This window comes from Caulobacter sp. Root1455 (genome assembly GCF_001426905.1).
Taxonomy (GTDB): Bacteria; Pseudomonadota; Alphaproteobacteria; order Caulobacterales; family Caulobacteraceae; genus Caulobacter.
The window spans coordinates 172,336-196,742 of record NZ_LMFQ01000001.1 but is presented as its reverse complement, the minus strand read 5'-3'; the positions used below and the strand labels follow the sequence as shown (position 1 = coordinate 196,742).

The following is a 24,407-nucleotide window of genomic DNA, read 5'->3' as shown; positions in this document are numbered from 1 at the left end:
GTCGTCCGGCCCGTGAGCCGCGTCAGCCTAGAACTTCACGCTGAGCCCGCCGCGCACGGTCTGATCGGTGGACGCGCCGGCGAACTGGGCGCCGTAGGCCAGGCCGAACGTGGCGGCGGGGGACAGGCGGGCCTCCAGGCCGAGTTCGACCACGGCGGCGTCCTTGCCGATCGGCGCGCCGGCGATGATGAAGGACGAGCCGCCCGCGAACGCGAACCGTGCGGTCGGCTCGATGTCGCCAGACGCGCGCCGCCAAGCCAGGGTCCCGCTCGCCGTCACGGCGCCTCCGCCGAGTTCGAAGCGCGAAGCGGTGCGCACGCCCAGGGTGGTGAAGGTCACCTCGCTCTTGTCGGCGGCGACCGACAAGGCCGCGTCGCCGCCCTGCTCCGTGAAGGCGTCGGTGTCCAAAGCGACATAGGCCAGGCTGGCGAACGGCTCGACCGCGACCGCCGGGCCGCCCACGTCGACGCGGTAGCCCAGCTCGCCGAACGCTTGCCGCGTGTGGCCCTTGGCATCCGCCTCGAGCGCGTCCGTGAAGCCGGGGAAGGCCACCCCGCGGCGCGCGGTCTGGTCGTGGGAGGTTACGCTCGCGCCCGTGCGCAGGGCGACGGGCCCCCATTCCCGACCGCCATAGACGCCCAGGTGATAGTCGTCATTGGAGCCGTCGTACCGCCCGTCGCGGGTCTTGTACTTGGAGTGGCCGTAGCCGGCCAGGACGCCCAACCGCCAGCCGTCGAAGGCCGGGGCGTCGACGCCGAAAACCACGCCGTCCACATTCCGCTCGAGAGTCGAGGCGTTCGCATTCCCGTCCAGGGCGCCCCAGCCGCCGAAGACGTCGCCCCAGACGACGACGCCCTCTTCGTGGGCGGTGGCGCTGGTCGCGGGCGCCCCGATGTCGCCGAATGCGGTCCGCAGTCGGTTGATAGCGGCGTCCCGAGGGATGCGGCTGTCCTCGACGATCACGGCCCGGGTCGAGACAAGGGCGGATCCCGAGAGCGAGTCGAACGCCGCGCGCGCCGAGTCCCCGTCGGGCAGAACGAACAGGGCCGCCACCAGGGGGCTGGTCGCGGGCAGGCTGTCCGCGCCGGCGCCCACGGCGACCTGGTTGGGGGTCTGGCCGACCGAGGCGAAGGTCCGGCTCTGGACGATATCGAGATAGACGTTGTTGGCGTCGTAGGCGGCGGCGAGGCGGACGAAGTAGCCGGCGTCCAGGTCGCCCGTCAGGGTGTAGGTCCCGGTGACGCCGCCGGCGGCGGTCAGCACGGTGTAGCGAACGCCAGGACGATAGAGGCCCGCGTCGGTCTTGACGACGTTGAGCACCGCGCCGTTGCTGATTGTCGCGGTCCCGGCGACCACGATGCGATCGGAGAGGCCGGCCGTGTTCAGTTCCGCCTGATAGGTCGAGCCGGCGGCCTGGCTGTAGGCGCCGCTGACGGACAGGGTTCCGACCGAATGACCGGGGGCCACGGTTCCCTGAACGGCCAGGGTCTCGACCGTTCCGACGCCGCGCAGCCGGCCTCCGGGCAGCACCGAAACGGTTCCCGTCAGCTGGCCGTCGACCGTCAGCACGCCGCCGGAGACGATGGTTCTTCCGCGGAAGAAGGCGTTGTCGGCGGTGAGGGTCGTTTCGCCGGCCAGGACCCGGATCGTGCCGCCGCCGCCGCCGCCGATCTGGCTGGCGAACACGTAGCCCGGCGTGGTGTGGTTGAAGACGAGTTCGCCGGTCAACAAGCCGACTCGGCCCGACACGAACCCCGCGGCCGCGGCCGACTGGTCAGCCGCCGCGCCGATGTTCAAGGCGCCTTGGTTGATCAGGATCGCACCGCCGCTGGCTACCGTCACCAAGCCGCCGTCCGAGACGGTGACGTTTCCGCTCGAGCCGTCCATGAGTTGGCCGAAGGTCAGCGACTGGAGCGACAATGTCGACCCGGCGCCCCGCACATTGACGATGCCGACGCAGTCGAAAAAGGAGCCCACCACGGCAGTTTCGGCCGACACCAGGCCTCCCGCCTCGATGTTCAGGACGCCGGTCCCGCCAAAGCCGCCGCCGACGCCAAGCGTGTTCGAAACGATCCAGGCCGAGCCTGCCCCACTGACGGTCACGACGCTGGGAATATTGCTCCCGCGGAAGTTCTCTCCGATGACGATGCCATAGTTGCTGGTGACGAGACTGCCGTTGGTGATCGTCATGGTTCCGAAGGCGTTGTTGAGGCCGACGGTCAACTGGCCGGAAACATCCCACGTGGGCGAACTGGACGGTGAGGGGGAAACAGAGCCGCCGGTCGTAACCTGCGCCGAACTGGGCGAGGGGTTCGACGCGATGACGGCGGCGAAAGCCGTGGTGGCCAGCAAGGGCGCGATGGCGCGGGCGCGCGCGCCGGTCTTCAGCCGCCGGTTCGTCGACATTGCTGTCATGTGGTCCCTTCAGCTCGTCCGTCGGCGCAAGCGGCCGACGCTCGATATGGCCGTCGTTATGGACGACAATCTGCGGCTGTGAAAGGTCGGCCGGGGGCCGCCATTGGTGATCCCGCCGCGGCGTGAACACAACGCGGTGTGGGCGGCATGGGTGCGCCGCGACGTCCAACCCCACGCCCCCGCTTGCCCCGCCGCGATTCCCATCCCACCTTTGAACCATGAGTGACCGTTCCACAGGCCTGGCCCCTTCCAAGCTGACGGCGGTGCTCGGCCCCACCAACACCGGCAAGACCCACCTGGCCGTCGAGCGGATGCTGGGCCACGCCTCGGGGATGATCGGCCTGCCGCTGCGCCTGCTGGCCCGCGAGATCTACGACCGCATCGTCAAGCTGCGTGGCAAGGCCTCGGTGGCCCTGATCACCGGCGAGGAGAAGATCGTCCCGCCGCGCGCGGCCTATTTCGTCTGCACCGTCGAGGCCATGCCGCTGACCCGCGAGGTCGAGTTCGTGGCCATCGACGAGATCCAGCTGTGCGCCGATCCCGAGCGCGGCCACATCTTCACCCACCGGCTGCTGCACGCCCGGGGCCGGTTCGAGACCATGCTGCTGGGGGCCGGGACCATGGCCCCGCTGGTGCGCCGCCTGCTGCCCGACGCCGAGATCGTCACCCGGGAGCGGTTCTCCAACCTCACCTATTCGGGGTCCAAGAAGCTGACCCGCCTGCCGCGCCGCTCGGCGGTGGTCGCCTTCTCCACCGACGCCGTCTACGCGATCGCCGAGCTGATCCGCCGCCAGCGCGGCGGGGCGGCGGTGGTGATGGGGTCCTTGAGCCCCCGCACCCGCAACGCCCAGGTCGCGCTCTACCAGTCCGGAGAGGTCGACTTCCTGGTGGCCACCGACGCCATCGGCATGGGCCTGAACATGGACGTCGACCACGTGGCCTTCGCGGGCCTGCGCAAGTTCGACGGCAAGCGCACGCGCTGGCTGCACCCGCAGGAGGTGGGCCAGATCGCCGGCCGCGCCGGGCGCTACACCCGCGACGGCACCTTCGGGGTGACCGGCGACTGCGAGGAGATGGACGAGGACCTGATCGAGAGCGTGGTCGAGCACCGGTTCGAGCCGGTGATGGCCGCCGAGTGGCGCAACGCCCGGCTCGACTTCGGCTCCCTGCCGGGCCTGCTGCGCTCGCTGGCCCAGCCGCCTCAGCGCGGGGGCCTGTCCCTGTCGGAAGAGGCGCTGGACGAGCGCACCCTGCGCAAGCTGGCCCAGCAGGAGGACGTGGTCGCCCGCTGCAAGGCCGACCGCTCGGCCCTGATCCGGCTGTGGGACGTCTGCCAGACCCCCGACTTCCGCAAGACCACCGACGACGACCACCAGCGCATGGTCCGCACCCTGTTCGACGACCTGACCACGGGCCGCAAGCGCCTGCCCGAGGACTGGATCGCCGGCCAGTTCAAGGCGCTGGACCGCACCGACGGCGAGATCGACAGCCTGGCCGCCCGCCTGTCGGGCGTGCGCACGCTCAGCTATATCGCCAACCGCGGCGACTGGCTGCACAACCCGGTCCACTGGCAGGGCACGACGCGGCAGCTGGAGGATCGCCTCTCCGACACCCTGCACGAGAAGCTGATGGCCCGGTTCATCGACCGGCGCACCAGCGTGCTGATGCGCCAGCTGGGCGACCGCGAGACCATGCTGGCCGGCGTCGGGGCCGACGGAGCGGTGACGGTCGAGGGCCACATCGTCGGCCGGCTGACCGGCGTCACCTTCGTCCAGGAAAAAGGCGGCAGCGCGCTGGAGGAAAAGGCGCTGCGCAACACCGCCCAGCGGGCGGTGACGCCCGAGATCGCGAGGCGCCTGGGCAAGCTGGCGGCCGAGTCCGACGAGGCCTTCACCCTGACGCCCGACGGCGCGGTGCTGTGGAACGGCGAGGCGGCTGGCGCTGTACGTTCGGGCGGCGACCTGCTGGCGCCCCGCGCGCGGCTGCTGGGCGACCTGGGCGACGCGGCCGCGCGGGAGCGGGCCGAGCGGCGGCTGGACGCCTTCCTGGCCGGCGAGGTCGATCGCCATCTGCACGGCCTGCGCAAGCTGGAGCGGGCGCTGTCGGGCGGCGAGCTGAAAGGTCTGCCGCGCGGCCTGGCCCACCGGTTGCTGGAGGCCGGCGGCGTGCTGGACAAGCGCGCGGTCGACACCGACCTGAAGGCCATGAGCCAGGCCGAGCGGCGGACGCTGAAGAGCCTGGGCGTGCGGATCGGGGCGTTCAGCCTGTTCCTGCCCTCGGTGCTGCGGCCCGAGGCCCTGGCCGCCGCCCGCGCCCTGACGACGGGCGGCTGGCGCGGTCAGAGCGAGCGCCTGGCCGCCGCGCCCAGCCCGACGCCCGACCCCCGCGCCCTGGCCGCCAACGGCCTGCGGCTGGTGGGAAAACACGTCGCCCCGGTCGAGATGCTGGAGCGCCTGGACGCCCTGCTGCGCGAGGGCCAGAAGCCCGGCGGGGTGGTGCTGACCGACGCCGCCCGCGACGCCCTGGGCTGGACCCCGGCCGAGGCCGCCGCCGTGCTGCGGGCCCTGGACTACACCCCGGCCCTCCGGCCCAGGGAAGGCGCCCCGATCCTGTGGAAGCGGCGCGGCGCCCAGCGGCCCGAGCCCAGGGTCGCGGCCCGTCCGGACTCGCCGTTCGCCGCCCTGGCCAAGCTGACCGAGCCGCCGCCCAGGCGGAAGAAGCCGCGCCGTGGGAAGGCGGCGGCCCCCCAAACCAACAAAGCGGCCGCCTCATGAGCGGCGCCGACGCAGGCCCCGATCCTGGCCACTGCCGCGCCGACGTCTGGCTGTGGCGCGCGCGTTTCTTCAAGACCCGCTCCCTGGCCGGCCGCTTCGTCGAGAAAGGCCGCATCCGACTGACCCGGGCCGGCGCCGAAGGCCGCGTCGACAAGCCCTCGCGCGGCCTGCGGATCGGCGACGGCCTGGTGTTCGCGATCGGCGGCCGGATCGTCTCGGTGCGGGTGCTGGGCTTCGGCGAACGCCGCGGGCCGGCGACCGAGGCGCGGGAGCTGTACGAGGCGGTGGGAGAGTAGTTTTCCTTTCTCTCCCCCTTGCGGGGAGGGAAGGGCGCTCCTTCCTACCGCGTCAGCCGCGTATAGGCCGTGATCGCCGGAGCCATTTCCGGGGTGGGCTCGACCGGCGGCGGGGCGGTTTCCGTCGGGGCGGCGCCGGCCAGGCGGGCCTGGGCCTCGGCCGACAGGGTGACGGTGTCCTTGGGGGCCGCGGGCGCCTGGGCCGCGTCGAGATCGGACCGCAGGCGGGCCCGATAGTCGTCCACCGACGCGGGCGGCGGCGAGCCGGGCACCCCGACCTGCAGCGAGGCGATGATCTGCTGGTGGTCGTCCGACAGGCCTTCGAACGCGTCCTTCATCCGCTGCTGCGGGACCGGCGGCTGGGCGTCCGATCCGGGCCAGGCGGCGCGGGTGAACGTGTTGACGGCGGTCTGGATGGTCTTGGCGAACGGAGACTCGGTCAGGGCGTGGGTCAGCGCCGCGCGCTCGCCGGGACCGGCCCCGGCCCAGCGGCCGGACAGGGCGTGATAGGCGTCCAGCTGCTGGCCGACGGCGGTCGCGCCGCTGGCGTCGTTGACCGCCGCGGTCGCCGCCGAGGCGCCGCCCGGAAAGGGGAACGCCGCCTGACCGCCCCCGCCGCTCGCCGAGATCTGGTCTATCTTCATCGCGCCGGCAGACTCGCGCGCGACGGTGAAGAGAAAATGAATCACGGGCGCGGCTCAAGGTCGCGGCGCGGCTACTTCCCGAAGCCCGCCAGATACTCCGCCACCATCCCCGCCGGCATCGGCCGGCTGAAGTGGTAGCCTTGGATCTGGTCGCAGCCGTAGTCGGCCAGGGCGTCCAGCTGCTCCTGGTCCTCGACGCCCTCGGCGACGACCTTCATGCCCATCGACCCGCCCAGGGTGATCACCGCCTTGACGATGGCCGCGTCCTCGGCGTTCTGGACGAAGGACTTGTCGATCTTCAGCCGGTCGATCGGGAACTGGCGCAGGTTGGCCAGGGACGCGTAGCCGGTGCCGAAATCGTCCAGGGCGATCATCACCCCGGCCTTGTGCAGCTGGTGGACGGTGTCGCTGACCATCTCAGCGCCCCAGCCCATATAGACGTTCTCGGTGACCTCGATGGTCAGGCGGTCGCACGGCACGTTCCAGCGGCCGAGCCGATCCTGGATCTCCTCGGCCAGCCGCCCGCTGCGGAACTGGGCGGCCGAGATGTTGACGGCCACCCGGCCGAACTCGACGCCCTGGTCCAGCCACTCGCGCATCTGCGCCAGCGCGGCGTCGAAGGCCAGGTCGCCCAGCTTCAGCGACAAGTCCTGGTCCTCGAAGGCGGCCATGAAGCGGTCGGGCGTCAGTATGCCCTGCTCGGGGTGGTCCCAGCGCATCAGGGCCTCGAAGCCGGCGACGCTGTGCGAGGCGATGTCCACCACGGGTTGATAGTAGAGCACGAACTCCCTGGCCGTGATCGCCGCGCGCACGTCGCGCAGCAGTTCGATCCGCTGTTCCAGCGACGAGCGCATCGAGGGCGTGAAGACGACGCTGCGGTTGCGACCTTCGTCCTTGGCCCGATAGAGCGCGATGTCGGCGTTCTTGATCATGTGGCTGGGGTCGGCGTCGAGGTCGCCGTGCAGGGCCGCCCCGATGCTGGCGCTGACCGAGAAGCTGCGGCCGCCGTGCTCGATGGGCCGGCGCAGCAGGTCCTGCAGGGCGTTCACGGGCCGCATCATGTCGGCCTCGGAATGCAGGCCGCGCAGGATCACCGCGAACTCGTCGCCGCCCAGCCGCGCGACGGTGTCGCCCGAGCGGAAGGCCGCGTGCAGCATCTCGGCCAGGCGCTTGAGCAGAGCGTCGCCGGCGTCGTGGCCCAGGGTGTCGTTGATGTCCTTGAAGTGGTCGACGTCGATCATGATCAGGCCGAACAGCTCGCCCTTGATCTCCGACGCGTCGACGGCCTCCTGGAATTTGCGATTGAAATAGGCGCGGTTGGGCAGGCCGGTCAGGCTGTCCTTGAAGGCCAGGTTCTCGACGGCCTCGGTCTGGCGGCGGCGGTCGGTGATGTCCTTGAACAGGTTCACCAGCCGCTCGGGCTGGCCGTCGGCGCCGAGGAATTTCTTCCCGACCGAGCGCACCCAGGTCTCGACCCCGTCGGGACGGTTGAGGCGGAATTCGAAGACCTGGGCCTCGCCGTCCTTTCGGTTGCGGACCAGCTCGGCCATCTTCTCGCGGTCGTCGGGGTGGACGATCTCCAGCGGGTCGTCCTTGAACAGGCACCACTTCTCCAGCTCCGGCGAGGTGCCCGAGCAATAGATCTCGCCGGTCCGCAGGTCGTATTCGCGGACCATCAGGTCGTCGAGCTCCAGCGCCATCTTCAGCCGCTGCTGGTCGCGCTCGGCCTTCAGAGCGGTCTCGGCGTAACCGCTGACGTCGCGGGCGGTGATGATCACCGCCAGGGTGCGGCCGGTCTCGGTGAGCGTGGCGGCGAACTCGGTGCGCCAGATCCGCGGTTCGGCGAGCTTGCCGTCCTGTCCAGGCAGGGAAATGGCGCGGTAGCGGGAGAACGGCTCGCCGAACGCCACGCAGCGCTCCAGGCTGTCGACGTCCTCGGGGCTGAACAGGGCGCGGCGGAAGTCGTCGCCGATCTCCAGATCGGGGCTCAGGCCGTGGCTGATCCAGTCGGGGCTGGCGGCGGTCAGGCGAAAGGCGTTGTCGACCAGGGCCGCGGCGAACGGCGCATGGCGCACGAAGGTCTCGAAGGCGGCCATTTGGGCGCCCGGCGTCTTGATATCGTGGGATGGGGTCGAAACCGGGGTGCGCACGGCGGTACTCGTCATGGTCGGGTTGTCGACTTCTTGTTTATTTTCCTCGGCTTGGTTGTGACCGAGCTTCGATAAGAAAGGGTAACGTAACGACGGTACACGACGATCCGCGCCTATTTAAAGGTGGCGTCGGACGGCCCCGTCCGGAGCGGTGTGAGAAATCCTGGGCTCCCGCGTAGTCAAGCCGCATTGACAAGCGGGCCCGCGACTTCGAAAACGCGGCCTCTCTCGCCTAGTCCCGGAACCTGCCGAGCCTTCGATGACCTACATCGTTACCGACGCCTGCATCAAATGTAAGTTCATGGACTGCGTCGAGGTGTGCCCGGTCGACTGCTTCTATGAGGGCGAGAACTTCCTGGCCATCAATCCGGACGAATGCATCGACTGCGGCGTCTGCGAGCCCGAGTGCCCGATCGACGCCATCAAGCCCGACACCGAGGACGAGCCGGACGGCAAGTGGCTGAGAATCAATTCCGAGTACGCCAAGATCTGGCCGAACATCACGGTTAAGGGCACGCCCCCCGACGACCGCGAGCAGTTCGAACGGGAAACCGGAAAATTCGAGAAATATTTCAGCGAAAAGCCCGGCAAAGGCTCCTGATCCGGCCGGTTCGGGCGGCTAAACAGGTCGCAAGCCTTTCATCAAGCTGAATTTTATGATATTGTCGATTTCGACGTAACGGTCGCGAACACTCGCGCCTGCACGTCATGTGGACGATATCTGCCGGGAGACCGGCGCGCCCGATCGAAGGCGAAGGGTGACTTAAGCACTATCCCCATCCTGACCGGTACTGGCCCCGCAAGCATTTCGCGGACGGGTCCTTATCGCCGTTTGGGACGCCCTTTGGATGCTTCGAGACGCGGTGTTTTGGGCTTGGCCCGAACTTATTGAGGACGAACGAATGAGCAAGAGCGGTCTGGAATTCTCGGTCGGCGATCACGTCGTTTATCCCGCGCATGGCGTGGGCAGCATCCAGGGCGTCGAGACCCAGGAAGTGGCCGGGATGTCGCTCGAGGTCTACATCATCACTTTCGACCACGAGAAGATGACCCTGCGCGTGCCGACCAAGAAGGCCAAGACGGCCGGTCTGCGCCCGCTGGCCGAAGGCAATGTCGTGTCGCAAGCCCTGACCACCCTGAAGGGCCGCGCCCGCGTCAAGCGCACCATGTGGTCGCGTCGCGCCCAGGAATACGAAGCCAAGATCAACTCGGGCGACCTGATCTCGATCGCCGAGGTGGTGCGCGACCTGCACCGCGCCGAGAACCAGCCGGAACAGTCCTATTCGGAGCGTCAGCTCTATGAATCGGCTCTGGACCGCATGGCCCGCGAAGTCGCCGCCATCGAGCGCATCGACCGCGAAGCCGCCATCGGCATCCTGACCAAGTCGCTGGTCAAGACCGCCGCCGCCGCCGCCTGAGGCGGTTAGGCCGAAACGAACAAAGCGCCCTCGGACCCCGGTCCGGGGGCGTTTTTCGTTTGGGGGCGACGAGGCCGGTCCTGACGGCTCGCGCCCAAAGGGGCTACTGCTTGCACTGCAGCCGCAGGCTTCGAAGTTCGCTCGTGCATGTCCTTTGCTGTTGCTCTGAATCCCATTGCCCCGTGCATGCGGCTTCGTATTGCTTCCATCGCGTGACGCAGGGGTCGTATTGGCTTCGCGCGAGATCGTTCGATAATCTGTTGCCGCGATCCGCTTCGGTCTTTCGTTGTTGAGCGGCTTGGTACTGAGCCAATCTTTCCTGGCAAATCCGGCCTTCTCGGGCGGCTTGGTCGGGGAGGGCGTCGCGAGCGTCGTGCAGGTTCTGACAAGCCGCCTTGGTGCAGATCGATCTCGTCTCGAGATTCCGAACCGCCGTTCCCGCATCGCCTTCGGCCTGGAGGCAAAGGTCGTGAGCGGTGTTTATATTGGCCAGCTTCCTTTGAAGTCTCTGCTCAAGCTCGACGCACTGCTGAGGCGAGGTGACCATGATTGGCGAGGTGATCAGGGTTGCTCCAGACCAAGCCAGTCGATCGTAATACACGCTCTGCGCGAGCGTCGCGCCCGATGTGGTCAAGACGACGATTGCCGCTCCAACCGCTATGCGACGCCTATTCATTCCCCATCTCCATCAGCTGCCCGCGCAGGGTCGAAAAATTCGGATTCATGCGCTCCTTCCCGCCGTGCAGGCGGCGCGCCATGCCGAAACATTTCGACCAAGACGCCAATCAGGCGTTCGCCGCATCCTCAAGTTTGAGGATGCGGTGAGCTCCAGCTTCGATCCAGGATGTGCTGCTGATGTAGTTCACGCCTTGATGCTCATCTTGACTGGGGCTTTGGATGGCAATCGTCGACAGGATGTTGCGCCGGACAATGGGCGCGTTGTTTGTATCCGCAATCGCGTTTTCGGCTGAAAGCAGTACCGCTTCGGAAGAGAAATCCGAAAATAAGCTTATGATAAAGTGCACATATTCTGAAGAATCTTTTGGATCTGGAATTGTTAGCGGAGAGAAGGTGGGTTTCTCCAAAGCGAGAGGGGGGGTAATTTTCATTATGGTGGGTGTAGATGGTTACAGTACCAATGCTAAGATTTACGATCCATCAGAAATGACGACATGGGAAATGGAGCCGTGCTTTTATTGGGAAAAGCCTGGATTTTCGTGTTCTCTGGATCAAAATATATTTAAAAAAGAATGGGACATAAGTGAGGGCGGATTCGATTTTGAAAATAATAGAGGGGAAGTAATCCGGGAAACGGTCGGATCAAGAATTATTAATAGAATTAATGGAGAATATAGGTACGTAAGTAAAATTACGGAAAGGTATAGATTGTTTGTATATACCCGAAGCGGACACAGAAGATTGGGGGACGCGTCTGGCATTTCCGGCGTGAAAACAATTTCACGCAGCGGAACGTGCGAAAAGGCAGAAGATCCACTGGCTTCCCAAGCCCACAAGTTCTGAACAAAGGCGACTCTGCCATTCAATGTAAGGCCGCCCTCGGTCGCGCGTCGCCATGGTCGCGGGAGGCCATTCCCAAGAGCGGCGTTCTCCACCGATCGCCAGCGTCGCGACGAGGTGGACATCCTGGACCCAGTTCTCCCGCTGGGCGTGACGTCCACGATGACGCTTAACCGCCCGGGCTTGCCGAGGTCTTCCTGAAACAGGGCCCCGACGCGCAAGGCGGCCAGCCAATGCTCATCGGAGGCGGTGAGCGCGCTCCGTTGGACTGAAACTGTGCTTGCGCCTATCATGCTCCGGGCTCTCGCGGAGATCGGGGAAGGCGTGGACGTGGAAGATCGTGTGCGCGAGGCGGTCGCCCGGATCAGTGAGGCTCCGCTGAACCCGGAAATTTGGCCCGTGGCGCTGGAGAGCGTGGCCAGGCTCAACGGCGGTTGGGGAGGGCAGCTTTTGGCCGCTCACCACGGCCAACCGATCCTGAATATCGGCGGCGGTGTCTCCTCCGACATTCTGCAAGCATTCGAAGACCGTGGCGGTACGGACCCTCGGATCAATCCGCGCGTCGGTTTCGCCATGACGATGCGGCCCATGGAAATCTTCACCGACACCGACTTCATCTCGGACGAAACGCGACGTCGGCATCCGTTCTACCAAGAATTCCTTGACCAGGTCGGCGCGCCCTACTGCAGCATGGCCGCCCTCCACGCTCATCCTGGAGATCAAATCTTCGCCGTCGTGCTCCGGTCAGCCGCACAGGGCCCGCCGGATGCGATCCAAAAACGCGTCATGACGCGTCTGTTGCCTGAGCTCGCCCAGGCCGTGAGGTTTCAGGCGCGGCTCGAAAGTCGCGCGGCGATCATGACGATGCGGGCTTTCGAAGGACTCGCTGTTCCCGCCCTGCTGTGCGAGCGGTCGGGAAAACTGATCGCCGCCACGAGCCAGGGCGATGATTTGCTTTCCGAACAAAAGATTGTCGCCAGTCGCGGAGGCTATCTGCGCGCCGTGGACGCCACGAGCCATGCGAAGCTCTCCTCCGCGCTTAGCCGGGCGGGCGCGGGAATGGAACGGGCCGAACGACGAAGCTCCTCGGTCTTGCTCTTTAGCGCCGCTCGCGATGCCTGGCTTAGCGCGGAGGTCGCGTCGCTTGCGGGGAGCCAGGACGGCCTGGGCGGGTTCGCGCCCATACTCGTCCTTTTCCAGCGCAAGCCCTCGCCGCCCTTGGATCTATTGTCGGGTATGGGGTTGACCCGAGCCGAAGCCGAGATCGCCAGCATGATGGGGGACGGTCGCCGCCCCGGCGACATCGCGCAAGCACGCGGCGTGGCCCTCTCCACGGTGCGCTATCAGGTGCGGACGATCTACGCCAAACTCGGCGTGAACCGGCAGGTCGAACTGCTCGCCTTGCTCAGGTCGCTGGGATAGCGACAAACCTGGGTTTTCAGCAAGGAACTCAACGCTGACCCTTGGCGCGGTTCGATCGGACAGGCGATCGGATCTTCGCCACCTCGGTGCTCGGCGCCCAAGCCTTCCCCCTAGCTCAGCACAAGCCCGCCTTCGCCCCGCCGGGCGATCAGGTCGCCGATGGTGGTGAACAGGGTCGACAGGTCGACGGGCTTGCGGATGACGTCGTCGGCGCCGGCGGCCTGGCAGTCGGCCTCCAGGGTCGTGCCGCTGTCGGCGGTGACCACGATCACCGGCAGCCGGGCCTTGGCGTCGGTGCGGGTGCGGATCTCGCGGATGGCGGTCAGGCCGTCCATGCCGGGCATGCGCAGGTCCATCAGCACCAGGTCGTAGGCGTTGGCGTCGATCATCGCCAGGCCGGACGGGCCGTCCTCGGCCTCGTCCATCTCGACGCCGCCGGCCCGCAGCATCTCGGCGATGACGCGGCGGTTCATCCGATTGTCCTCGACGAACAACACCCGCATCGCGGTCGATCCCCCGGCTTTCTCAAAATGACGGCTCTGAACCTAGATCAAACAATAGTTTAGACGGGGTTCAGACGGTGGCAATCGTCCTGGCGTCGTGATCGTCCGGCGCCCGCGTTTCGACCAGGGCCGCCAGCGCCTCGACAAGCTCGGTCGCGGTGACGGGCTTGCGCACGACCAGGGCGGCGCCGGCTTCCCGCAAGGCCGCCGTCTGGTCGCCCGCCTGATCCTTGGCGGCGTCGGCGAGCAGCACGGCGATCGGGGCGGGGGCCAGGGCGTCGCGCAGCGCGCCGAGGGTCGCCCGGCGCGTGTCGAGGTCGTCGCCCAGTTCGATCGCCTCGATCAGGACCAGGTCGAAACATTCGCTTCGAGCGGCGTTCAGGGCGTCCTGGCGGCCGGCGACGGCGCGAAGGTCGCGGACCTTGGGCCGCAGCACGCCGGCGATGACCGACCGGGACAAGGGATTGGAATCGCAGAACAGCAGGCCGAGATCCTGGAGCCCGGCCGAGATCGGGGCCCAGGCCGCCGCGCCCGCCCGCTCCAGCGGCAGGTCGACGGTGGCGGTCGCGCCCTGGCCGATCGTGCTGTCCAGGCGGATCTCACCGCCCATGGCGTCGACCAGCCGCCGGCAGATCGCCAGGCCCAGTCCGGCCCCGCCATGGACTCGGGTGCGGCTGGAATCGCCCTGGCCGAACGGCTCGAACACCTCGGTCAGCTTGTCGGGCGGGACGCCGGCCCCGGTGTCGGCGACCTGGATCCTCAGCCGTTCGCCGACCGGGCCCTGGTCGACGGACACCGTCAGACGCACCGTCCCCTCGGCGGTGAACTTCACGGCGTTGGACAGCAGGGCGAACAGGATCTGGCGCAGGCGGCCGGCGTCCTCGACGATCCGCCCGGGGGCCCGCGAGAGGTCGCAGGTCAGGGCCAGGCCCTTGGCCTCGGCCTTGTCCGACCACAGCTGGACGGCCTCGCGGCCCAGCTTGGGCAGGTCGAAGGCGGCGCGGTTGAGAGTGACGCCGTCGGTCTCGATCCGCGCCATGTCCAGGATGTCGTCGACCAGGGCCCGCATGGTCTCGGCGCCGGCGTTCACCACCGCCACGCGGTCGCGCAGCTTGGGGTCCAGATCGGGCTGCGCCAGCACCACCTCGGTCATGCCCAGGATGCCGTTGAGCGGCGTGCGCATCTCGTGGCTGGTGTTGGCCAGGAACTCGGTCCGGGCCCGCACGGCCTTGGCCAGCGCCTGATTGGCCTGGCGCAGCCGTTCATTGGCGGCGCGGGCCAGGTTGCGGCCGCGGCGCACGCCCACGACCGCCGCCAGCAGCACGACGGCGAGCAGGCTGGCGCCGGCCAGTAGCAGGGTGACGACCAGGTTGCGGGCCCGCGCCAGCTTGATGTCGCGCTCCAGCTGGCCGGCCTTGAGCTTGGCGATGCGCGAGGCCTGGTTGGCGTAGTCGAACTGGGCGGCCATCAGGGCGGCGTTGGTCGAGGCCGCCAGGGCCTGGCCCTGGTCGTCCAGCCGCTTGAACGCCTCCAGATGCGCCAGGGCCAGCTCGGTCTGGCCCAGCTGCTTGTAGGTCTTGTAGGCGGCCGAATGCAGGTCGGCGTAGTCGGGTCCGGTGGTCTTCAGATCCACGCCCTCGAACAGTGGCGCCAGCACCTGGGCCGCCGCCTTCGGACGCCCCCGCGCCAGCTCCACCTGGACCTTGGCCTTCATCACCGTCCGCTTGGCGGTCTCCGCGTCGGCCAGCGGGCGCAGCAGGGCGTTGGCGGCGTCGATCAGGGCCCCGGCGGCGTCGGGACGGCCGTCGTGGGCCTCGGCTATGGCCTGGTTGGCCACGATCCGAGCTTCCAGCTGGGGGCTGCCCATCTGGCGGGCGATCTTGCGGGCCTTCTCGAACTCGGTCACCGCCCGGCCGAACTGCGCGTCCGACATCAGCGCGTTGCCGATGTTGTTGGCCGCGCTCAGCCGCAGCAGCTGGTCGGCGGGGTAGGCCTCGGCCGACTGGGCGTAGTAGTGCAGCACCTTCTTGTAGTCGTGGGCGTCCTGGTAGATCGAGCCGATGTTCTGCAGGGCCACGGCCTGGCCGCGCGGATGGCCGGCCTTGCCGAAGATGCGATAGGCGGCCTGGAAGTCGCGCAGGGCCGACTGGACCTGGCCGCGGTCGGCCTCCAGGGCGGCCTGGGTCATCACCAGGTCGCCGTGCAGCTTGGTGTCCGGGACCTTCTGGGCGGCGACCGCCAGGCCGGCGGCGATCACCGGCGCGGCCTCGTCGGGACGATCCATCCGCAGCAAGGCCTCCCCCTGCAGCCACTGGGCCGCGGCGATCTCCTGGTCGCGGCGCGGGCCGGCGTCGGCCTTGGCCAGGGCCAGGGCCTGGATCGACAGGGTCAGGGCGCCGGCCGGATCGCCCATCATGGCGTCCTTGGCGGCGGCCAGCTTGGCGTCGACGGGGCCGGCGGGGGGATTGGGACCGGGACCGGCGGCGCCGGCGGCCGCGGGCGCGGCGGCCAGCAGGACGGCGAGCGCCGCCGCCGACCAAATCCGTGTCCTGTCGACCATGCACCCGCCCGATTTTTCGCCGACGTTTCGCCAACGCTCCCCAGAGTCGTCGCGGGCGCGTGGACAATTCGTAAACCGGGACGATAGCAGGCCTGGCCTGCGTCCCCGGCCGCGACCGGACGTCGCATGTTGACAGCAGGCTGTCAGCAGGAGCCGCCTAGGGTCGCGGGCGTTGTTCCAGCAAGGAGAGCGCCATGACCGACCTGCCCCTCAAGGCCCGCTGCCACTGCGGCGCCACCCAGTTCGAGGTGACGGAAGCGCCGACCGAACTGGCCGACTGCAACTGCTCGTTCTGTTCGCGGCGCGGGGCGTTGCACGCCTACTACAAGCCCGCCCAGTTCAAGCTGACCACGGCCCGCGACCGGGTCTCGACCTACCAGTGGGGCCACTATATCGGCCAGCATCATCACTGCGCGATCTGCGGCTGCCCGACCTATTCGGAGTTCCCCAGCTTCGACAGCGGCGAGCCCGACTTCGACGATCCCCGCATCAGCCTCAACGCCCGGCTGTTTATCGACTTCGACTGGGCCGCCTTGCCGGTGCGGAAGGTCAACGGCAAGGCCTACTGATCGCGGACATCGCTCCCTCGCCGAACGCGGCTCAGTCGGCGGGAAGATCCTCGAGGATGTCAAGGCGCGTGGCGACGGGACCCCGGTCCAGCTCCCGCGCCAGACGATCGCGATCCAGCGCGCCCTCCCAGCGGGCCACCACCAGCGTGGCCACGCCGTTGCCGACGAAGTTGGTCAGGGCCCGGCACTCGCTCATGAACCGGTCCACCCCGACCAGCACGGCCAGGGCGGCGATGGGGATGTCGGGGACCACGGCCAGGGTGGCGGCCAGGGTGATGAAGCCCGCCCCGGTCACCCCGCTGGCCCCCTTGGAGGTCAGCATGGCCACGCCCAGCAGGGCGGCCATCTGGCCGAAACCCAGATGCGTGTTGGTGGCCTGGGCCAGGAACAGCGTGGCCAGGGTCATGTAGATGTTGGTGCCGTCCAGATTGAAGCTGTAGCCGGTGGGCACCACCAGCCCGACCACCGACGGCTTGGCGCCCAGCCGCTCCAGCTTCTCGATCAGCTGGGGCAGGGCGCTTTCCGACGAGCTGGTGCCCAGCACGATCAGCAGCTCCTCGCGGATATAGGCCAGGAACTTCAGGATCGAGAAGCCGCAGGCCCAGGCGATCGCGCCCAGCACCACCAGCACGAAGATCAGGGCGGTGACGTAGAAGGTGGCCACCAGGGCGCCCAGCTGGATCAGGCTGGCCACGCCGTACTTGCCGATCGTGAAGCCCATGGCCCCGAACGCGCCCAGCGGGGCCAGCTTGACCACCACGTGGATGATGCCGAAGAACAGCTTGGCTAGGTCGCTCATCGCCGCCGCCGCCCGGTCGCCGAACGGGCCCATGCGCGTGCAGGCGAAGCCGGTCAGCACGGCGATCACCAGCACCTGCAGCAGGTTCCCCTCGGCGAAGGCCCCGAAGAACGTGTCGGGGATCAGGTGCAGCAGGTAGGGAACCAGCCCCTCGCCGTGATGGGCCTTCTCCAGGTACCCGGCGGCGATCTTCGGATCCAGCGCCGCCGGATCGATGTTGAAGCCGTGGCCCGGCTGCAGGATGTGGCCGACCACCAGCCCGACCACCAGCGCCAGGGTCGAGACCACCTCGAAATAGACCAGGGCCTTGATCCCCACCCGGCCGAACGCCTTGATGTCGCCCATGTGGGCGATGCCGCCGGCCACGGTCAGGAAGATCACCGGGGCGATCACCAGCTTGACCAGCTTGATGAACGCGTCGCCCAGCGGCTTCAGCTGCACCCCCACGTCGGGCCACAGCGCCCCGACCAGAACCCCCAGGGCGATGCCGATCAGCACCTGGACATACAGCGTCTTCAGCGGTCGCGGCAGAGCCATGGCCTTCCCCCGTTCGGTTCCCAGGATCGCTTCCCGTCACGCTTTTCCGCCCCGGGGTTCGCACGCCCGGAAACTTGCGCTATGGACCCAGACGCGCGCAACGCGGCCCGGTAGCTCAGCAGGATAGAGCAGCGCTTTCCTAAAGCGAAGGTCAGGGGTTCGAGTCCCTTCCGGGCCGCCACGCGGCTTGTCTGTCGTTGCAACTTAAGACGTACCCATTTGCAACTTAAGACCGTCAATAATGCGAGGCGGTCGCAGGTGGCCCACCGAGAGAGCCGTGCCCGGGGCTGACGCCATCGACGGACATTAGCTGCGCTCCAAGAACTTGACGCTCGCTAGTCAAGTGGCGAGCAGAATCGAAAGGCCTCGATCGCTATGCTTACGCTTTTGCCCTCTAGAGCACGATGCCCACATTTCGCGGCTTCGAATGCGAGGGAGCTTCCAAAACCCTGATCGGCGTCGCCCGTCCTCCAGCGGCCGACGCTCGCCAAAGAGCCGATTGTGATTGTGTTGACGGCAGCAGAGGATTTTCGTTCCAAGGCGGAAGTTTGACGGCACTGCCAAGTGTTCTTGGCTCCAGGGGGAGCTGCGCGGGCCGTTGGCGCGTGAGCAGTGCCCACCAACGCCGACGGTCCGTAGGTGCCGACATTAAACAACGCCTATCGCGCTAAAACATCCTGGAGATACGCATCGACCTCGTTCGTGTATCGTTGTTGTTGCAATGCGTGATAGTCGACGCCGAGCAGAGAGCCCATTTTATCGGGATCCAGCACATAGAATTTTCCATTGTCGAAAAGGTCTAATATTCCATCATTTAAGAGGGCAGAGACAAGCTTTTCTCCCCGAGCATCTTTTGTCATTCTTAATGAATCAATCTTCGGTGCGAAGCGTACCAGCTTCCCCTTGCTGTGCGATCGAAAAGACGTGAGAATTTTCCGCAGTCTACGTCGCATAAAATCCATGTCAGGACTTGGGGCGGAGCTTACATCTGCCGAATATGGATTCCATGGATGAATGTTTGAGCCGTTCCAAACTACCGAGAGCAAGGCACCGTTCACGGTGATGTTTTGCACGGACTGAACGTCAACGTCATCAGCCGCGAGTGTAACGATTTTTCCGTCGGGCTCGAGGCCAGATGCGCCATGAACAAAGAGTTGGCGCGCGGAAATCGAAAGTTCTCTCGAACGTATTTCGGTAGGAGATCCGATTTGCTGCGAATTGCCGTCACCTAGAGCGACCCAAATTGGCGCATCCACGTATACGTGACTGAAGGGGGCTCTCAACTCTAAGGCGGTGTCGTTCGTGCTGTTGTAAGGTCCGAATGAGCGTTCGAGGTCAGGTCTATCTTGGTCCGTAACCTCAAAGCTGACGCTGATTTCATCATCTTCGTTGGATGATACGTCGATAAGCGCGCGTTGCTTTGCGCCGACCTGCGCCTGTAGCGCCTGATAAAGAATACCTGCGTCGGCGAGGGGCAGAGCAGGAGCGGCGGCGCTACCCAGTTTCTCCGCGTACAATTCAAACAGAAGCCCCGAGAGAAGACTGGGATCGCGATTGAGCGCCGCCCTGACTTCATCTCGGAGCTTGCCCCCAGTTAGAGCCCAGACCGCGAGATCCGCTGAGAAAACAAGGTTGGTGGCTCGCCTAGCACCCCCGTCGAGAAATGGATGCTGCGCGATGAACTGTTCGACCATTTCCGCGTAGGCGTCTTGCGCGGAGCTCTCCGCGATAGGCGGCATGGCTGGGGCAGCTACGCCGAGGATGCGAGACAATACCCGATGGCGCTGCTCATCCGGGCCGTAGAGACTTGTAAGCTCGCCCTCTTCCAGTTGGGGCGCAGCGGCAATCAACTGGCTAAGAAGTTTTCCCTGCTCCCGTACCAGAATCGCTTGGGAGACCGCCTCCACCAATTCAACGGGAGTATCACCGTAGAGCGAAGCCAAGCGAACACTTGGGTTTTGCTGTTCAGGATCGAGGGAAAATTCGCAAATAGCGTCAAGCACAGGAGCATATCCGGAGAACCTAGGATCAGCTCCTCCACTCACGGCGGCAAGATGGTTTCTCGTTTCTTCTGCTAGGGCGTGAAAAACATTCGAGTGATTTAAATATGCTTCTCGCAGTTTTTCATGCCGCTCGGCGAGGCTTGAACATTTTGTTTGGATATATCTTCGTGCCTGATCGTCATCAAAGAATTCAATCTGAAACGTACATACGTTGTGCCCAGCCAGTTCGAGTATCAGCGCAGCGTTCTCAGCCGAGAGTGCGCGGCCGAGCAGCACGGTCGGCAAGGCGTGTTCACTTGCAACGATATCCCCTAGATCGACCAGCGCTGCTTCGAATGCTGCTGGCGCAGCACGCAGCTGTGCTTCGTCTAGGCCATCAATAATCAAGCCAATTTCGCCGTTAGCGGCACGCGGCAGAGCGTCAAACCCGAAGGCGTTGGCCAAGCCACCCTTGAAGAAGTTTCCACCCATCGGGGTGGTTTTAGCGAGGTCAACCAAGGCGTAGCCCGCGACGCTTGCTAGCGCCGAAGCTACCGTACTTTTGCCGACGGCACCTGGCGCCGAGACAATGAATATTTTTGCGACAGCAGGGTCGCCAGCGATAACGCTGAACGTCGGTTCAATGAAGCCGGTTGGCACCCCAGGAGGGGCCTTCCAGCCGTCGAGATTGGAGGCTGTTGGAGGGGTGGCGCCCGCTAGTGCTGACACCCAAAACTGATCGAATTCGAACATGCAGCTCCCCGCCAACTGACCATGCTTCTGAGCTTCAGCTCAAAAAGGCCTCAGACCAGACAACCATAAGGCGGAGCTTCGGTCGAGATATCGCTTGTAGTGCAGGCGCCTACGCCCGGCGCTTTGCGGTCCGAGGCTTGACGCAACGCTCTTTGAACCCATAGGAAGGTGCATTTATATATTATTTATCAATGACTTATTCGTCGGTCGACAAGTTGTTGGAAAGTGTGCTTTGTTCCCTTAGAAGTTGCGACTTTTTGGGGGAATATATGAGTATGGTCGGTGGCTCCTCGGGCACGCTCGTCGACCTCTTCTGCGGATGCGGAGGATTTTCGCTCGGTGCCGAACTCGCAGGCTTTCGCTCACTCGCCGCCATCGATATCGATGGAACGCTACAGTCGGGGTATCGCCGAAACTTTCCATCGAGCCGCGCCATACAGGCAAGCGTTGTAGATCTCGAGGGATCGGATTGGACACGCTTGCTTGGAGGCCAGCGCCCCAGCGGGGTTATAGGCGGGCCGCCGTGCCAAGGTTTCAGTCCGATCGGCAAGCGTCAGAAGGACGATCCGCGCAATAGCCTCATTGGACAATTTATTCGTCAAGTAAACCTGCTGAAGCCAAAATTCTTTATAATGGAGAACGTCCAAGGTCTCCTGCAAAGCGAAAATAGAAGCATACTGGACGACGCGCTTGGAGAACTAGCCCCGAACTACATTACCTTGGAGCCCATGGTTGTGAATGCCGCTCATTTTGGAGCGGCGACGGCGCGGCATCGTGTTGTTGTTATCGGTTTCGACCCGAACGAGGTGGATGCCTTTGGTGTTGACCTTTTCGACCGCAGAGATAGTTCACTCGTCACGGTTCGGGACGCAATCTCGGACCTGCCTTCGCCGATAAAGGACGCCAAAGTGGAGGGCGACTTTGGTTGGGCCGCTTATCCCGAAGCGGAAGATCTCTCTGTCTATGCGGCCGCGCTTCGAGGACCACCACCAGAGGGTCTGGGCTCCCAACAAGCCAGAGAGCAACACTCTGTCGGCCTAGTTTCGGGGCTCGTAGAGACAAGGCACAGCAAGGCAATCTCCGACCGCTATTTTTCGATTGAGGGTGGCAAGAGCGACCGCACAACAAAATCCCATAAGCTTCGCTGGGATGGGCAATGCCCAACGCTAAGAGCAGGAACGGGCTCGGACCGCGGCGCATTCCAGGCGGTCCGCCCACTGCATCCGGCGGAGGGACGAGTAATCACGGTTCGCGAAGCTGCGCGTCTTCAGGGCTTTCCAGACTGGTTTCAATTCCACCCGACGAAATGGCATAGCTTTCGTATGATCGGGAACAGCGTGTCTCCATTCGTATCCCGTTACCTTCTGGAGCGGATCGCGCAAAGGATGCATCTCGCGCTTGCAGCTTAGCCGCCGATAAACGACGCTTTCAGCGAGACGCCTGGGGGAGCAAGAAGTGGCCAGAGCTGGCAAGAAATTTATGGTCGATACAAGCCCGACCAAAGCGGTCGTCGTCAATAGTTTGACGCGCGATGCGACGGTCGAGGCATGCATATTTGATCTTATCGACAACGCCATTGACGCCGCAGGAGCAACCTCGCGCCACGCATTACTAGAAGATCTCCCAAATGAACTTCTTGAAAGCTATTTAGGATATGAAATTTCGCTCTCCTTTAGTGGAAAGTCTTTTAAAATTGAAGACAACTGCGGCGGGATTAGCGTAGCTGCCCTGCAGGGCATGGCCCTCCGATTCGGGCAGCGCTCCTCCCACGAAGGCGGCATTGGTGTATTCGGCGTTGGGCTAAACCGCGCGCTTTTCAAGCTTGGAGCGGTCAGCACCCTGACCACCGACACGGGAAGCTCAGGGGCCGCCTTCAAGTTGGACGTGGCCACCTACCTTGAAGCTGCTGGTTGGCAATTGGATGCCGAGGAACGCCCATCCTCAGGGAAGCCTGGAACCATCATTGAGGTTCTTCAGCCACCTTCGGACATATCTCGAGATTTTGCGGATTCCGACTGGGTAGCCAAGATCCGCAGTGAGATTGGCCAGAGGTACGGGCGCTTCATCGCTAAGGGACTGTCCCTGAAGGTGAATGGTAAGCTCGCAAAGGCTGCTCCAGTTTTGATCCGGGAGGATGGCCCCGTTGATAAAGAGTACAAGCTATATAAGGATCATGGCGTATCGATTCACGTCAGCTACGGCCAGCATCCCGATTACCGATTCACTAATGAAGCTGGGTACGATAGAGCAAAAAATGCGTCATTGACCCCGGAATTTGGTTGGACAGTACTATGCAATGATCGAGCAATACTTGTAGCGGATACATCTTGGAAGACCGGATGGGACAATTTTCACACGGAATTCTATGGCTTTGTCGGTATAGTTGAGTTTGTATCTAAAGATGCAAACAAACTCCCATGGCACACTACCAAAACCGACGTCGACCTAAACAACTCTGCCTACCAACTAGCGTTGGCAGATATGCGGAAGTTTGCGGAGAAGTGGCGGCAATTTGCCGACAAGCGAAAGAAGGGCAGCGCTAAGGGGGAAAAGCTTCGGCCAATACCTCCCCCTACACCCCCGAGCGCGCCGCCCAGCAAACCGCTGTCGCCCCAAAAGCCAAATGGAACGAAGGGTGCGCCAAACCCGCCTGCCCCTACAATAAAACCTGCTAAGAAACAGGACCACAACCAATCCCGGATGGTCCTGCCGCAGGACGTTGACGAAAAGCACTGTTTCGACAAGCATCTTGCGTTGGTGCATGAAGCAAAAACACTCGATCTTGGTATCCACACGTATGCAGGACTTGCTCTTATAAGGCTACTTTTTGAGGCATCTGTTCGCACCTACACTATACGGCACGGCCATGCCGATGCCCTCAAGGCATTCGCGATAGAGCAGCGAAATACGGCGCGGGGAACACCACTAACCCCAAAGCAAGAGGCCGAGGTGTCCGGAAAAATGGAAGAGATGCTCCTCTATCTTCAAAAAACCCCGAGCATCTGGGGAACTGGAAAGGCTCCGTTTATAAGGCCTAGCCTTGCAAAGATGGTTAAACACATGCCTTTGATAAACGGCGTGATGCATAACCCCTTCCAGCCTGTCAATAGAACCGTGGCTTTCGATATTCGAGACGAGATACTCCCAGTAATGCGTCACGTAATTGAAAACTAAACTGCTACTGCATGGCGCAGCCGAGTGGCCTCGGGATCCCCTGTCGCGATCTTCGCCAGTCGCCCGAGCGGCCTCGCCGAACGCGCAGCCATTCGAGCCGTTCTCGGCGATGGTGCGGCACTGGATGGAGAATTTCATGAGCCGGGCGGTCGCGGTCTGAGACACGCGTGGGAAAGAGGCTCGAGCGGTGCCGAACGCCGCATGTTGCGACGTCGTAGCGATTTCCTCTCTCATGCCGTTTTGGGTGCGGTTTTGGCACGAGGCACGTCCGCGCTTCCTAACGCGTCGACGGCGGATTTGCGGTCAAATCAATCACGATCGCGTCGGTAGTGCTCGACCAGAGGGGCTAGCCGTTCGAGAACGGTCTCGGGCTTGGTCGTCTCGCACTCCCAGATCACGATTAAGCGCCAGCCCCGGGCCTCGAGAGCGCTCTCCTTGGCGGCGTCCCGGCTGACGTTGCGAGCGAACTTCTCCTGCCAGAAGTCGATGTTCGACCGCGGCGTGGTGGCGAACCGACACCCCCCGTGGCGGTGCCAGAAGCATCCATGCACGAAGAGCGCTGTCTTCGCGCCGGGGAACGCCAGATCAGGCCGGCCGGGGAGAGTGCGCGGCGCAATGCGGTAGCGCAGACCCAGGAGAGTGGCCGCCTTGCGGACCTTCAGTTCGGGCTTGGTGCCGGTCTGCGGGATCGCGGCCATGACCGCCGACCGCTTTTCTGGGGAGAACACGTCCATCCCCTCAATCTAGGAAGCCGGAGCCCCAGCGTCGACGCATGTGTCGAGGTCGCGCCGATTGCCGGTCAGTGCCGTAGCGCCTGGCGCGGGCGAGCGGAAAAGGCGGTTGAAACCTGTCGAGCCAGAGAGGCGATAGTCCATTCCATGAGGGCGGCCCCG

Annotated in this window: 19 protein-coding genes and 1 tRNA gene; 10 read left to right on the top strand and 10 right to left on the bottom strand. The window is 64.8% G+C overall.

The features are described 5' to 3' along the window. Nucleotides 1–27: 27 nt before the first annotated feature. Nucleotides 28–2,190 (bottom strand): autotransporter family protein, encoded by a 2,163-nt coding sequence (locus ASD21_RS00650; RefSeq protein ID WP_162250196.1) that lies wholly within the window; start codon nucleotides 2,188–2,190, stop codon nucleotides 28–30. Here ASD21_RS00650 and ASD21_RS24235 point away from each other — a divergent pair. The 3 genes from ASD21_RS24235 to ASD21_RS00635 all read left to right on the top strand — a co-directional run bounded on the left by ASD21_RS24235 (nucleotide 2,177) and on the right by ASD21_RS00635 (nucleotide 5,485). Continuing rightward, nucleotides 2,177–2,497: a hypothetical protein gene (locus ASD21_RS24235; protein WP_162250195.1), complete on the top strand. Its 321-nt coding sequence runs from the start codon at nucleotides 2,177–2,179 to the stop codon at nucleotides 2,495–2,497. The genes ASD21_RS00650 and ASD21_RS24235 overlap by 14 nt on opposite strands. A gap of 136 nt (nucleotides 2,498–2,633) precedes the next feature. Next, on the top strand, nucleotides 2,634–5,189 hold the full coding sequence (locus ASD21_RS00640) for a helicase-related protein (RefSeq protein WP_056435238.1): 2,556 nt from the start codon (nucleotides 2,634–2,636) through the stop codon (nucleotides 5,187–5,189). Further along, nucleotides 5,186–5,485 carry an RNA-binding S4 domain-containing protein gene (locus tag ASD21_RS00635; protein ID WP_056435235.1) on the top strand — a complete coding sequence of 100 codons (300 nt, stop codon included), beginning with the start codon at nucleotides 5,186–5,188 and terminating at the stop codon, nucleotides 5,483–5,485. Before ASD21_RS00640 ends, ASD21_RS00635 begins: the two co-directional genes overlap by 4 nt. A gap of 44 nt (nucleotides 5,486–5,529) precedes the next feature. Here ASD21_RS00635 and ASD21_RS00630 read toward each other — a convergent pair whose 3' ends face one another. Together ASD21_RS00630 and ASD21_RS00625 are read right to left on the bottom strand one after the other, a co-directional pair. Beyond that, the gene (locus ASD21_RS00630; protein WP_056435232.1) at nucleotides 5,530–6,174 is read right to left on the bottom strand and encodes a hypothetical protein; all 645 of its coding nucleotides are present in this window, start codon (nucleotides 6,172–6,174) and stop codon (nucleotides 5,530–5,532) included. A 26-nt stretch (nucleotides 6,175–6,200) separates the two neighbouring features. After that, nucleotides 6,201–8,294, bottom strand: a complete 2,094-nt coding sequence (locus ASD21_RS00625; RefSeq protein ID WP_156398245.1) for a putative bifunctional diguanylate cyclase/phosphodiesterase — start codon at nucleotides 8,292–8,294, stop codon at nucleotides 6,201–6,203. A 244-nt stretch (nucleotides 8,295–8,538) separates the two neighbouring features. Here ASD21_RS00625 and fdxA point away from each other — a divergent pair, with 244 nt between their 5' ends. Together fdxA and ASD21_RS00615 are read left to right on the top strand one after the other, a co-directional pair. Continuing rightward, on the top strand, nucleotides 8,539–8,880 hold the full coding sequence (gene fdxA, locus ASD21_RS00620; RefSeq protein WP_056435226.1) for a ferredoxin FdxA: 342 nt from the start codon (nucleotides 8,539–8,541) through the stop codon (nucleotides 8,878–8,880). A gap of 301 nt (nucleotides 8,881–9,181) precedes the next feature. Beyond that, nucleotides 9,182–9,697 carry a CarD family transcriptional regulator gene (locus tag ASD21_RS00615; protein WP_056435222.1) on the top strand — a complete coding sequence of 172 codons (516 nt, stop codon included), beginning with the start codon at nucleotides 9,182–9,184 and terminating at the stop codon, nucleotides 9,695–9,697. A gap of 103 nt (nucleotides 9,698–9,800) precedes the next feature. Here ASD21_RS00615 and ASD21_RS23715 read toward each other — a convergent pair whose 3' ends face one another. Continuing rightward, on the bottom strand, nucleotides 9,801–10,373 hold the full coding sequence (locus tag ASD21_RS23715) for a hypothetical protein (protein ID WP_156398244.1): 573 nt from the start codon (nucleotides 10,371–10,373) through the stop codon (nucleotides 9,801–9,803). 109 nt (nucleotides 10,374–10,482) lie between these two features. After that, entirely contained in the window at nucleotides 10,483–10,806 is a 324-nt protein-coding gene (locus ASD21_RS23710; protein ID WP_156398243.1) for a hypothetical protein, read from the bottom strand. Between the two features lie 733 nt (nucleotides 10,807–11,539). Between ASD21_RS23710 and ASD21_RS00610 the strand changes: the two genes are divergently transcribed. Continuing rightward, nucleotides 11,540–12,637 carry a helix-turn-helix transcriptional regulator gene (locus ASD21_RS00610; protein ID WP_162250194.1) on the top strand — a complete coding sequence of 366 codons (1,098 nt, stop codon included), beginning with the start codon at nucleotides 11,540–11,542 and terminating at the stop codon, nucleotides 12,635–12,637. A 110-nt stretch (nucleotides 12,638–12,747) separates the two neighbouring features. Here ASD21_RS00610 and ASD21_RS00605 read toward each other — a convergent pair whose 3' ends face one another. Both ASD21_RS00605 and ASD21_RS00600 read right to left on the bottom strand, forming a co-directional pair. Next, nucleotides 12,748–13,140 (bottom strand): response regulator, encoded by a 393-nt coding sequence (locus tag ASD21_RS00605; protein ID WP_056435215.1) that lies wholly within the window; start codon nucleotides 13,138–13,140, stop codon nucleotides 12,748–12,750. Between the two features lie 70 nt (nucleotides 13,141–13,210). Then, complete coding sequence (locus ASD21_RS00600) at nucleotides 13,211–15,700, bottom strand: ATP-binding protein (protein ID WP_056435212.1); 2,490 nt, start codon at nucleotides 15,698–15,700, stop codon at nucleotides 13,211–13,213. Nucleotides 15,701–15,894: 194 nt separating this feature from the next. Here ASD21_RS00600 and ASD21_RS00595 point away from each other — a divergent pair, with 194 nt between their 5' ends. Further along, complete coding sequence (locus tag ASD21_RS00595) at nucleotides 15,895–16,269, top strand: GFA family protein (RefSeq protein WP_156390560.1); 375 nt, start codon at nucleotides 15,895–15,897, stop codon at nucleotides 16,267–16,269. A gap of 31 nt (nucleotides 16,270–16,300) precedes the next feature. Here ASD21_RS00595 and ASD21_RS00590 read toward each other — a convergent pair whose 3' ends face one another. Then, nucleotides 16,301–17,587 carry a dicarboxylate/amino acid:cation symporter gene (locus ASD21_RS00590; protein ID WP_235524820.1) on the bottom strand — a complete coding sequence of 429 codons (1,287 nt, stop codon included), beginning with the start codon at nucleotides 17,585–17,587 and terminating at the stop codon, nucleotides 16,301–16,303. 122 nt (nucleotides 17,588–17,709) lie between these two features. Between ASD21_RS00590 and ASD21_RS00585 the strand changes: the two genes are divergently transcribed. Continuing rightward, a tRNA-Arg gene (locus ASD21_RS00585) sits at nucleotides 17,710–17,786 on the top strand. A gap of 478 nt (nucleotides 17,787–18,264) precedes the next feature. Here ASD21_RS00585 and ASD21_RS23705 read toward each other — a convergent pair. Next, nucleotides 18,265–20,340, bottom strand: a complete 2,076-nt coding sequence (locus ASD21_RS23705) for a hypothetical protein (protein WP_156398242.1) — start codon at nucleotides 20,338–20,340, stop codon at nucleotides 18,265–18,267. A gap of 269 nt (nucleotides 20,341–20,609) precedes the next feature. On the opposite strand from ASD21_RS23705, the gene ASD21_RS23145 reads away from it, so the two are divergent. Continuing rightward, nucleotides 20,610–21,749 (top strand): DNA cytosine methyltransferase, encoded by a 1,140-nt coding sequence (locus tag ASD21_RS23145; RefSeq protein WP_200941378.1) that lies wholly within the window; start codon nucleotides 20,610–20,612, stop codon nucleotides 21,747–21,749. Nucleotides 21,750–21,795: 46 nt separating this feature from the next. Beyond that, nucleotides 21,796–23,514, top strand: coding sequence for an ATP-binding protein (locus tag ASD21_RS23140; RefSeq protein ID WP_156398241.1), 1,719 nt, complete (start codon nucleotides 21,796–21,798; stop codon nucleotides 23,512–23,514). Between the two features lie 308 nt (nucleotides 23,515–23,822). On the opposite strand, the gene ASD21_RS00575 is transcribed toward ASD21_RS23140, so the two are convergent. Beyond that, on the bottom strand, nucleotides 23,823–24,248 hold the full coding sequence (locus tag ASD21_RS00575; RefSeq protein WP_056435203.1) for a very short patch repair endonuclease: 426 nt from the start codon (nucleotides 24,246–24,248) through the stop codon (nucleotides 23,823–23,825). Nucleotides 24,249–24,407 lie beyond the last annotated feature (159 nt).

Excerpts from the sequence above, each read along its gene's own strand:
- ASD21_RS23715 (WP_156398244.1), bottom strand. The coding sequence starts at position 10,373 with ATGAATAGGCGTCGCATAGCGGTTGGAGCGGCAATCGTCGTCTTGACC.
- ASD21_RS00650 (WP_162250196.1), bottom strand. The coding sequence starts at position 2,190 with ATGACGATCACCAACGGCAGTCTCGTCACCAGCAACTATGGCATCGTC.
- ASD21_RS00625 (WP_156398245.1), bottom strand. The coding sequence starts at position 8,294 with ATGACGAGTACCGCCGTGCGCACCCCGGTTTCGACCCCATCCCACGAT.
- ASD21_RS00600 (WP_056435212.1), bottom strand. The coding sequence starts at position 15,700 with ATGGTCGACAGGACACGGATTTGGTCGGCGGCGGCGCTCGCCGTCCTG.
- ASD21_RS00615 (WP_056435222.1), top strand. The coding sequence starts at position 9,182 with ATGAGCAAGAGCGGTCTGGAATTCTCGGTCGGCGATCACGTCGTTTAT.
- ASD21_RS00635 (WP_056435235.1), top strand. The coding sequence starts at position 5,186 with ATGAGCGGCGCCGACGCAGGCCCCGATCCTGGCCACTGCCGCGCCGAC.
- ASD21_RS23705 (WP_156398242.1), bottom strand. The coding sequence starts at position 20,340 with ATGTTCGAATTCGATCAGTTTTGGGTGTCAGCACTAGCGGGCGCCACC.
- fdxA (WP_056435226.1), top strand. The coding sequence starts at position 8,539 with ATGACCTACATCGTTACCGACGCCTGCATCAAATGTAAGTTCATGGAC.
- ASD21_RS00575 (WP_056435203.1), bottom strand. The coding sequence starts at position 24,248 with ATGGACGTGTTCTCCCCAGAAAAGCGGTCGGCGGTCATGGCCGCGATC.
- ASD21_RS23145 (WP_200941378.1), top strand. The coding sequence starts at position 20,610 with ATGAGTATGGTCGGTGGCTCCTCGGGCACGCTCGTCGACCTCTTCTGC.
- ASD21_RS23710 (WP_156398243.1), bottom strand. The coding sequence starts at position 10,806 with ATGAAAATTACCCCCCCTCTCGCTTTGGAGAAACCCACCTTCTCTCCG.
- ASD21_RS00640 (WP_056435238.1), top strand. The coding sequence starts at position 2,634 with ATGAGTGACCGTTCCACAGGCCTGGCCCCTTCCAAGCTGACGGCGGTG.
- ASD21_RS00595 (WP_156390560.1), top strand. The coding sequence starts at position 15,895 with ATGACCGACCTGCCCCTCAAGGCCCGCTGCCACTGCGGCGCCACCCAG.
- ASD21_RS00605 (WP_056435215.1), bottom strand. The coding sequence starts at position 13,140 with ATGCGGGTGTTGTTCGTCGAGGACAATCGGATGAACCGCCGCGTCATC.